Raw genomic sequence first — 9,995 nt, forward strand, 5'->3', positions numbered from 1 at the left:
ATTCATCAAACCATCAAGAGCGCCCTACGGAACCTGTGACCGGTAGATTCCCCAGCAAATTGAGCCCGGTACTCTTCACGAAAGCGTCATAGTCCATCGGTCTCTCGATACGGGTTTCAGTGTTGGGCAGAACATAGGCCCAAGCACGCTTGGACGATGCGTCGTAAACCAGCTTGAACAGGCGGGTCGGCACCCAGACCTTGTTGTTGCCGACGGTGGTGTGGCCTGAGTCAAAGAGCGGGCCGGTAAAGACAAAAACATTGCCATCGGCGCGCTTGGCAAATTTCCTGACATCCGCCTCGACCTTGCTCCAGATCTTCCGGTTGTTGGTGGGGTATTGCGGCACCATGTTCGACAGCGCAAAGGATTGGGCCATTGCATTGGGGCTCGGTGCATCGGCTGCCGGGGATTGATGGCCGCGGTCCACCGCCGGATGCTGGCTACGGTAGTCGCTCAACTCTGCCCGTCCACTCTTGGGGATACGTGGGTCCGGGTAGAACTGGTTGGTGCGCTCTGCGGGGCTCTGTGCGGCGAGCGCCGTACTGTCATTATTGATTAAGCGCTGACTCCATTAGTGCGCGGATCGTAACGCCACAAGCGTCACGATTCCGTGTGCCCCGGAACAAGACCCACCTACTCAATACGTCACCTGCAATCAACGCCCCCCTGCATCTGGTATCGGCTCAGCCGATGAAAGCCTGCGATTTATCGATTTGAGCTGTTGTTGAGGGTCCTCGATCATGGGCCACCTTCAACAACAAAAATAAAGGCCCCGCCATGATTGCCCGCTTCCACAATCCAGTTGATACCCGCTTCGGCTGGAGCAGCCTTCTCGAACTTGCCGAAATCACCGAAAACCAGAAAGTCGCTCTTGTGACCTTTCCCGAAGCTCGTGGGCTGGGATTAGTGGATCGCATTCAGGACCTGCTGGGCGACCGGCTGGTGTACATCATCGAGGATGTCCAGCCCAATCCGGATGTGGCTCAGTTACGCGATACTTATGAGCGTTTTTGGCAAGAAGCCGGCGACTGCCATATGGTCGTTGCCGTAGGCGGTGGCAGCGCCATCGATACCGCCAAGGCATTGATCGTGGGTACCGAATCGGGTTGCTTCGATGAGTTGCTCGCGTTGCTGGCAACCGGTAAACCCTTCGTCCCGGCGCGCAGCAAGTTACTGATTGCAGCCCCGACTACGGCGGGTACCGGAAGCGAAGTCACCCCATGGGCCACTATCTGGGACTCGGCCAGCCACAAGAAATACTCCCTGCACCTGGAATGCACCTGGCCGAAAGTGGCCATTGTCGATCCGCAGTTGATGCTGACGGTTCCGGCTGGCGTCACCGTTTCTACGGGCCTCGATGCCCTGTCGCATGCGCTGGAGTCGATCTGGAACATCAATGCCAATCCGATTTCGGACACCTACGCTATCTCTGCCATTGAGGACATCCTGCACTGCTTGCCATTGCTGCGCCGTGATTTGTCCAACAAGGATCTGCGCTCCAGGATGGCGCTCGCGGCACTCAAGGCCGGGCTGGCATTTTCCAATACCAAAACTGCACTGGCTCACTCCATTTCCTACGAGATGACCTTGCATCACGGGTTGCCCCATGGCATCGCCTGCTCCTTCACCCTCCCGCTGGTTCTGGGCCTTGCCTGGGGCCATGACGAAGCACGCGACCGAACCCTTCAACGAATTTTCGGCAATGACTTGCACAAGGCTCAAAGCCAGTTGCGCGAGTTCTTGCACAGTCTTGACGTGAAAACCGAATTTGCCGACTACGGCGTAACGGCAAAGGAGGCTGAAGAGATGATCAATTTCGCCATGCAAGGCGCACGCGGCAAGAACTTCATCGGTTCACAAGCCGCCTAGCATCTGCCAGCCCAACCAAGCACCGCCAGCGGCGTAACGAACCGCGACGATTTCCTGCTGCACCCACAAAAGAGTGCACCCTCCGACGACATTCGGAGGGACCGAACAATAATAAGGAAAAGATCATGTATCGTGCCCAAACCATGCCAGGTATCGCAGCATCCACCTCGTCGTTTCGAGTCGCTCAGTGGCGCATGCTGCTGGCTGCCATGTTCTGTTATCTGTTTTTCTACACCGGCCGACAAACCTTCGGTTTTGCCATTCCAGGCATTCAGGCCGAGTTCGGCTTTACCAAGGAACACCTTGGGTGGGCATCGGCTGCAATGCTCTGGGCCTATGCCATTGGCCAGGCCATCAACGGCAACCTCGCCGACAAGTTCGGCGGCCGACGCATCATGACCCTTGGCGCCGTACTGTCCTGCGGCGCCAACTGGGTGACCAGCTTCGCCAGTAGTTTTTCCGCGTTGATCCTGCCCTGGGGCATCAATGGATACTTCCAGGCATTGGGCTGGGCGCCAGGCAGTCGATTGATCTCCAATTGGTGGAGCACCGGTGAGCGCGGCAAGGTCTATGGCCTTTACGTGTTCGCCGCCGGTTGCGCCTCGGTCCTTTCTTATGTGACCTCCATCGTGGTGCTCGAGGTGCTGCAACTGGAGTGGCGCTGGATCTTCCGGTTGCCCGTGCTGCTGATGCTGGCGGGTGGCATCATTTTCTACCTGGTGGCGCGTGAACGTCCGCAGGACATGGGTTTCGAACCGCTCTCCGACACCGGCGTCGCCAATGCCGATGACAAAAATCATGAAGTGGCACACGGCGAAGTCGAAACCTCCGTGCAACGCTACAAAGCCGTGCTGAAGAACTTTCGTCTGATCATCGCTGCAGTGTCCCTGGGTTTTCAGAACGCCGCTCGCTATGGCTTGATCGTCTGGGTACCGGTGCACTTTCTGGGGGCCAACTGGAAAACCGGCGACAGCATGATCGATCCGAAGTGGATCACGGTTGCCCTGCCAGTGGGCATGGCCATCGGTGCGCTCAGTAATGGCTGGATATCGGACAAGCTGTTCGGCTCCAAACGCTACCTGGCGATCATGCTCTACATGTTCCTGGGGGCAGGTACGAGCCTGTGGATGTGGACCCTTGCACCTCATAGCGCGACCGGTCTTGTAGCGTTGTTCCTTTGCGGTTTCTTCGTCTACGGCCCGGCGTCGAGTTTCTGGGCACTCTGCCCGGACCTGGTCGGCGCAAAGCGCGCGGGCACGGCAACCGGCGTGATGAACTTCTCGTCCTATCTGTTCGCCGGCCTGGCGGAACCGCTGATCGGCAGTATGCTCGACAGTACCGGCAACACGTCTTTGATCTTCATCGTGGTTACGGCTGCATGCCTGTGCAGCGCGGTGGTCGCGCTGTTCATCAGACGTTGATGGCCCGGCACAGAGGCTTGTATCAACAGCGGCGGCTCGGGAACAGGATCTTCTATGTACCAGTACCACAAGTGGCTACGTTCCTTTCATGCGGTGGCGAAGACTGGCAGTTTCACCCTCGCCGCCGAGTACCTGAGCGTTGGTCAGCCGACTGTCAGTGAACAGGTCAACGCGCTGGAGAAGAAGTTCTCCGTGGAACTCTTTCATCGTCGAGGCCGTTTTATCGAAATGAGTTCGGCGGGGCACAAGCTCTATGCGATCACCCAAGGGCTATTCGGCCAAGAGGATGAAGCCGTGCAACTTCTGCAAAGTTTCAAGCAACGCAAAACCGGGATGCTGCGCTTGGGCGCGGTCTCCCCGCCCATTGCGATGAACCTGACTTACGAATTGATGCAGCGGCATCCGGACATTGAACTGGAAACGTCGTTTTCTCCCGAAAAAGAAACGCTGGATCGCCTGTTCAACTTCGATATCGATGTGGCGATTCTTGCGCTCTCCGAATTCGACCAGCGCTTTGATACGCAGCTTTATCGACGCTATCCGATTATTGCGGTGGTTCGCGACGACCATCCCTGGGCCCGGCAGAAAGAGGTGTACGTCGAGCAGATCAGCGACGAAAAGTGGGTCTTGAGGGAAAAAAGCTCACGCACCCGGCAACTGGTGGAAGAAAGCTGCAAGCGTCTTGGCGTCGATCTGAACTGTGTCATGCAATTGAACAGTCGCGAGGCGATCGTCCACGCCATCGCCAAGGGCATCGGTATCGGTTTCGTGTCTGCCGTCGAGTACGCCGAAACGCCAGGCACCAAGCCGATCACCTTTGTCGATCACCCGTTTTCAATCGACTACCACCTGTGCTGCCTGGGTATTCGCAGAAACCGGCCGATGATCGCGGAGTTGTTCGACTCCAGTTCCATACCGACCACCTGATTCCGTAACGCGTTTCAACAATCAATTGGCTTACCTCCTGGTGACAAGAGGGACGGCCTTCCCCTACCCGAAATTGGAGATTCACCATGCACTACAAACAACCTTCCCAACTGCAAGCCGTGGTCCTGGACTGGGCAGGCACCGTCGTTGATTTCGGTTCCTTCGCACCGACTCAGATCTTCGTCGAGGCGTTCGGCGAGTTTGGCGTTGCTGTCTCACTGGAAGAGGCTCGCGGCCCGATGGGCATGGGCAAGTGGGATCACATCCGCACGCTTTGCAACCAGCCACAGATCGCCGAACGCTACCGTGCGGTCTTCGATCGCCTGCCGACCGATGACGATGTCACGGCACTTTACGAGCGATTCATGCCGCTGCAGATCGAGAAAATCGCCCTGCACTCGGCGCTGATTCCCGGGGCTCTGGACGCCATCGATGCGTTGCGCGACAAGGGCCTGAAAATCGGTTCGTGTTCCGGTTATCCCGCAGTCGTGATGGAGAAAGTAGTAGAGCTGGCGCGGAAAAACGGCTACGTCACCGACCACGTAGTAGCAACCGACGAAGTGCCCAATGGTCGTCCGCACCCGGCGCAGGCATTGGCTAATGTGATTGCTTTGGGGATCAGCGATGTCGCCGCATGCGTGAAGGTCGACGACACCTGGCCCGGCATTCTCGAAGGTCGTAGCGCCGGCATGTGGACCGTCGCATTGACCTGTTCCGGCAACGCACTGGGCTTGACCTACGATCAGTTCAAGGCCCTGCCCTCCGACAAGCTGGCCGCAGAACGTGCCCGCATCACCAAGATGTTCGAAGGTTCTCGCCCGCACTATCTGATCGACACCATCGTCGAGTTGCCGGCCGTCATCGAAGACATCAATGCCCGCCTGGCGCGCGGTGAAACCCCTCAAGGTTCCTGACGCCACCTGCTGAAACTGACAGTGGCCGTCCATGGATGGCCACAACTGAATCAATCGCGCGTATCGCATGGGTCATGTGTGTGGACCCACTGCTACCCCCTGTACCACGCCGCGTTCGGCGGCGTTGATGATCGTCCACCCTCTTCGTTCGCCTCAACCGTAGATGTCTGAAATATACGAAGAGTTACCGCTCTGGAAGCATTGTTCAAATCGGTTGATTCGAGATCTGTATCGGCCAAATCGATAGGCGCCACTAATAAGCTCAGCTTATTTATGAAATACAATAAAACGATTTTTCTTATTTCTAAATCATTGTTTATATCCACCCATGCATCACTCCTCACCACAAAAACAATACTGCCGGAGAAGATCATGACCAAAGCCGAATTCCCGACCACTCAACCGCTGGCAACCCCAGCGCTGGGTGAACCCTACCTGCTGACCCCTGGCCCGCTCACCACCTCCAAAGCCACCAAGGAAGCCATGCTTCGCGACTGGGGATCATGGGACGGTGCCTTCAATCAGGTCACCGCTGAGGTTCGCCAGAAATTGCTGAGCATGGCCGGCGTAGAGGACGACAGCTTCGCCTGCGTGCCTCTGCAAGGTAGCGGCAGTTATTCGGTTGAAGCCGCCCTGGCCACCGCCATCCCGCGAGATGGCAAAGCCCTGGTGCTGATGAATGGCGCCTACGGCCAGCGCGCCACCAAAACCCTGGAATATCTCGGCCGCGCCTTCATCTCTCTGGACAAGGGCGACTACCTGCCACCGCAGCCCGATGAAGTTGATGCCCTGCTCACGGCCAATCCGGACGTGACCCATGTGTTTTTGGTTCATTGCGAAACCAGCTCCGGCATCCTCAACCCGCTGCGCGAGATCGCCGACGTGGTGAAGGCCCACGGCAAGAGCTTGATCATCGACGCCATGAGCACCTTCGGCGCTGTGCCGGTGACCGTCAAAGAAATCCCTTTCGATGTGCTGGTGTCTTCGGCCAACAAGTGCATCGAGGGCATCCCGGGCTTCGGATTCGTGATCATCCGTCGCAGCGTACTGGAGTCCGCCAAGGGTCGCGCCAACTCGCTGTCCCTCGACCTCTACGAGCAATGGGTCTACATGGAGCGCACCGGTCAGTGGCGCTTCACTCCACCGACCCACAGTGTGGTGGCGTTTCACAAAGCGCTCGAACAGCACGCGATCGAAGGCGGAGTGCAAGGTCGTCAGGCGCGCTATACACGCAACCGCGACGTGCTGGTGAGCGGCATGCGTGAACTGGGATTCCGGACCCTGCTGGAAGACTGCTGGCTGTCGCCGATCATCACCACGTTCTTTTGCCCCGAGCATCCGAACTTTGAGTTCATGCGTTTCTACGATGAGCTCAAGACCCGTCAATTCATCATCTACCCGGGCAAGCTGACCCAGGCCGAAAGCTTCCGCATCGGATGCATCGGTCAGATCGACGAATACATCGTTCACCAACTGCTGCGTGCCATTGCTGACAGCCTCGTGGCGATGGGCGTGGACATGCCAAAACCGGCAGCCTGACGACCCCTTTCAAGATCCCTGCCGATTCGAGCATAGGTGCAATGGGTAGCGCCGCTGGGCGGGGATCTTTTTTTGAACCATGGATTCGGTGACGTATCGCTCGGCAGCGCCGGGCAGGAGTCAGCGACCGCGGCAATTTAATACGTGAAGCCTGATGCCATCCTCACCGCCATCGAATCGATGCCGTGTGCGTGGACAGACCTTCTGCACCGAAAACAAAAACAAAAACAAAAACCAATTAATTTGCGCTGTCTGGCACCACATACGGGATCAGAACACCATGAACAAGAACACCACAAGTCCTCTCGCAACCGGCTGGAAATCACTCCAGCGTTGGCGCGTGCAGATTTTCCTCATCACTTGGGTGGCATACGCCGGTTTCTATTTCACCCGCAAAGCGTTCTCCGTCGCCAAGCTTGGTATTGGCGAAGACCCGAACTTCATGCTCGAAAAAGCCATGATGGCCAATCTCGACGCCCTCTACCTGACGGCCTATGCCGTGGGCCAGTTTCTTTGGGGCAACTTCTCTGACCGCTTTGGGCCAAGAGTCGTGGTGCTGAGCGGCCTCGTCATCTCGGCCCTGGCGGCGCTACTCATGGGTACCTACGCCACCTTGCCGATTTTCGTCTCCTGCATGCTGGTACAGGGACTTGCCCAGTCCACCGGCTGGTCAGGTCTATGCAAGAACGTTGGCAGTTTCTTCAGTACCGGGGTGCGTGGCCGCGTACTGGGGTACTGGAGCACCTCTTATGCCTTTGGCGGGATGGTGGCTACTCCGTTTGCTGGTTGGTGGGCCTACAACGCCTACCACGACTGGCGCATAGCGTTCATCAGCAGCGCCGTCGTGGTGCTGGTGGTGGCGGTGTTGTTCTTTTTCCTGCAACGCAACCAACCGGAAGACGTAGGTCTGCCTCCTGTCGAGATCGAGATCGAACCCGTCAGCAATGTCGTAGTTCCGCGTGAAAGCATGTGGGCTGGCTTGCGCACCGTGATGAAAAATCGAACCGTGCTGGTTCTCGGCCTTGCCTATTTCATGCTCAAACCCGCGCGCTACGCCATCCTCTTGTGGGGCCCGGTAATCATCTACGAACGCATGCCCGAGATTGGCAAGGTCGCCTCCGCCATCGTCCCGACCTCCTTTGAACTGGCGGGACTGATCGGTCCCATCCTCATCGGTATCGCATCAGATAAATACTTCGGCGCCCGTCGTATACCGGCGTGTGTCCTCAGCCTGGTGGTCCTCACCGTTTGCCTGGCTCTGTTCGTTCCCGCCATGCAAAGCGGAAGTCTGTACCTGGTGGTCGGCCTGCTGTTCATGATGGGCCTGACGCTCTACGGGCCGGACTCGATGATCAGTGGCTCGGCGGCCATCGACTTCGGCAGCAAGGACGGAGCGGCGTCCGCCGCAGGTTTCGTCAACGGTTGTGGTTCGGTCGGTGCGGTCCTCGGCGGCCTGCTGCCGGGTTACTTCGACACCATCACCGTGTTCATGGTGTTCACCGGCGCTGCACTCCTGGCCATCTTGATGTTGCTGCCGTTTTGGAACAGCCGGCCGAAAACTGTGGAAAGCCAACTGTCTGTCTCGATCCCGGTACAACCGGTCATCGTCGGCACCAACTCCTGAACTCGCAGTACCCACTTACCCTACGCTGGAGCGATCATCATGAACTACAAACAACCTTCCCAACTGCAAGCCGTGGTCCTGGACTGGGCAGGCACCGTCGTTGATTTCGGTTCCTTTGCCCCTACGCAAATTTTCGTCGAAGCCTTCGCCGAGTTTGGCGTTGCAGTTTCCCTGGCCGAAGCCCGTGGACCGATGGGCATGGGCAAGTGGGATCACATCCGCACGCTTTGCAACCAGCCACAGATCGCCGAACGCTACCGTGCGGCCTTCGATCGCCTGCCGACCGATGACGATGTCACCGCGCTTTACGAGCGCTTCATGCCCTTGCAAATCGAAAAGATCGCCCTGCACTCGGCGCTGATTCCTGGTGCGCTGGATACGATTGATGCCTTGCGCGACAAGGGTCTGAAAATCGGTTCGTGCTCCGGTTACCCAGCGGTGGTCATGGAAAAAGTCGTCGAGCTGGCGCGCAAAAACGGCTACGTCGCCGACTACGTCGTGGCGACTGACGAAGTGCCCAATGGCCGTCCGCACCCGGCTCAGGCGCTGGCCAACGTGATTGCTTTGGGGATCAGCGATGTCGCCGCCTGCGTGAAAGTCGATGACACCTGGCCCGGCATTCTCGAAGGTCGTAGCGCCGGAATGTGGACGGTCGCGCTGACCTGTTCCGGCAACGCACTGGGGCTGACCTATGAAGAATTCAAGGATTTGTCCCTGGAGGAATTGGCCGAGGAACGCGCGCGCATCGTCAAAATGTTCGAAGGCTCTCGTCCGCACTACCTGATCGACACCATCGTCGATCTACCTGCCGTCATTGAAGACATCAATGCCCGCCTGGCACGCGGAGAAACGCCCCAGGGTTCCTGATTCCGCACGGCTTGTGTAACTGACAGTGGCCGTCTCACAGGCGGTCACAACCAAAAAACAACAAGAGAACCTCACCATGAACTACGCCCACCCAGGCACTCCCGGTGCCATCGTTTCCTTCAAGTCCCGTTACGGTAACTACATCGGCGGTGAGTTTGTCGCACCGGTCAACGGTCAGTACTTCACCACTACCTCGCCAGTGAATGGCCAACCGATTGCCGAATTCCCGCGCTCCACGGCCGAAGACATCGAAAAGGCCCTGGACGCTGCCCATGCGGCCGCCGATGCTTGGGGTAAAACCTCGGTACAGGACCGCTCTTTAGCGCTGTTGAAAATCGCCGACCGCATCGAACAGAACCTGGAACTGCTGGCCGTCACCGAAACCTGGGACAACGGCAAAGCCGTGCGTGAAACCCTCAACGCCGACATCCCCTTGGCCGTGGACCACTTCCGCTACTACGCCGGTTGCATCCGTGCGCAGGAAGGCAGCTCGGCCGAAATCAACGAACACACCGCGGCCTATCACTTCCATGAACCGCTGGGCGTGGTCGGGCAGATCATTCCGTGGAACTTCCCGATCCTGATGGCCGCCTGGAAACTCGCCCCGGCGCTCGCGGCCGGTAACTGCGTGGTGCTCAAGCCTGCTGAGCAAACGCCACTGGGCATTACCGTGCTGATGGAGCTGATCGGCGACCTGCTGCCGCCGGGCGTGCTGAACGTGGTGCAAGGCTTCGGTAAAGAGGCCGGCGAAGCGCTGGCCACCAGCAAACGCATCGCCAAGATCGCCTTCACCGGCTCGACCCCGGTCGGCTCGCACATCATGAAATGCGCCGC

General features: G+C 58.1%; 9 protein-coding genes. 8 read left to right on the forward strand and 1 reads right to left on the reverse strand.

Going from position 1 to position 9,995, the window contains the following annotated elements; genetic code table 11:
- Positions 1-13 precede the first annotated feature (13 nt).
- A complete protein-coding gene (locus AC3WP4_RS05790; RefSeq protein ID WP_256581158.1) occupies positions 14-556 on the reverse strand; it encodes a DNA/RNA non-specific endonuclease in 543 nt (180 codons plus the stop codon).
- 221 nt (positions 557-777) lie between these two features.
- Between AC3WP4_RS05790 and psrA the strand changes: the two genes are divergently transcribed.
- The 8 genes from psrA to AC3WP4_RS05830 form a co-directional block, all read left to right on the forward strand.
- Entirely contained in the window at positions 778-1,869 is a 1,092-nt protein-coding gene (psrA, locus tag AC3WP4_RS05795) for an iron-containing alcohol dehydrogenase PsrA (protein WP_076030885.1), read from the forward strand.
- A gap of 125 nt (positions 1,870-1,994) precedes the next feature.
- Positions 1,995-3,290, forward strand: coding sequence for an MFS transporter (locus AC3WP4_RS05800; RefSeq protein WP_076030884.1), 1,296 nt, complete (start codon positions 1,995-1,997; stop codon positions 3,288-3,290).
- A 54-nt stretch (positions 3,291-3,344) separates the two neighbouring features.
- Complete coding sequence (locus tag AC3WP4_RS05805; RefSeq protein WP_102614473.1) at positions 3,345-4,217, forward strand: LysR substrate-binding domain-containing protein; 873 nt, start codon at positions 3,345-3,347, stop codon at positions 4,215-4,217.
- 86 nt (positions 4,218-4,303) lie between these two features.
- Entirely contained in the window at positions 4,304-5,131 is an 828-nt protein-coding gene (gene phnX, locus AC3WP4_RS05810; protein ID WP_102614474.1) for a phosphonoacetaldehyde hydrolase, read from the forward strand.
- 372 nt (positions 5,132-5,503) lie between these two features.
- Positions 5,504-6,670: a 2-aminoethylphosphonate--pyruvate transaminase gene (locus tag AC3WP4_RS05815; RefSeq protein ID WP_102614475.1), complete on the forward strand. Its 1,167-nt coding sequence runs from the start codon at positions 5,504-5,506 to the stop codon at positions 6,668-6,670.
- Between the two features lie 280 nt (positions 6,671-6,950).
- Positions 6,951-8,294, forward strand: a complete 1,344-nt coding sequence (locus AC3WP4_RS05820; RefSeq protein ID WP_076031596.1) for an MFS transporter — start codon at positions 6,951-6,953, stop codon at positions 8,292-8,294.
- Positions 8,295-8,333: 39 nt separating this feature from the next.
- Positions 8,334-9,161 carry a phosphonoacetaldehyde hydrolase gene (phnX, locus tag AC3WP4_RS05825; RefSeq protein WP_076030882.1) on the forward strand — a complete coding sequence of 276 codons (828 nt, stop codon included), beginning with the start codon at positions 8,334-8,336 and terminating at the stop codon, positions 9,159-9,161.
- Positions 9,162-9,237: 76 nt separating this feature from the next.
- The coding region (locus AC3WP4_RS05830; RefSeq protein ID WP_146011917.1) for an aldehyde dehydrogenase family protein at positions 9,238-9,995 on the forward strand (758 nt) is incomplete at its 3' end.

It is taken from the genome of Pseudomonas sp. FW305-20 (genome assembly GCF_058788075.1).

Excerpts from the sequence above, each read along its gene's own strand:
- AC3WP4_RS05800 (WP_076030884.1), top strand. The coding sequence starts at position 1,995 with ATGTATCGTGCCCAAACCATGCCAGGTATCGCAGCATCCACCTCGTCG.
- AC3WP4_RS05820 (WP_076031596.1), top strand. The coding sequence starts at position 6,951 with ATGAACAAGAACACCACAAGTCCTCTCGCAACCGGCTGGAAATCACTC.
- phnX (WP_102614474.1), top strand. The coding sequence starts at position 4,304 with ATGCACTACAAACAACCTTCCCAACTGCAAGCCGTGGTCCTGGACTGG.
- AC3WP4_RS05815 (WP_102614475.1), top strand. The coding sequence starts at position 5,504 with ATGACCAAAGCCGAATTCCCGACCACTCAACCGCTGGCAACCCCAGCG.
- psrA (WP_076030885.1), top strand. The coding sequence starts at position 778 with ATGATTGCCCGCTTCCACAATCCAGTTGATACCCGCTTCGGCTGGAGC.
- phnX (WP_076030882.1), top strand. The coding sequence starts at position 8,334 with ATGAACTACAAACAACCTTCCCAACTGCAAGCCGTGGTCCTGGACTGG.
- AC3WP4_RS05805 (WP_102614473.1), top strand. The coding sequence starts at position 3,345 with ATGTACCAGTACCACAAGTGGCTACGTTCCTTTCATGCGGTGGCGAAG.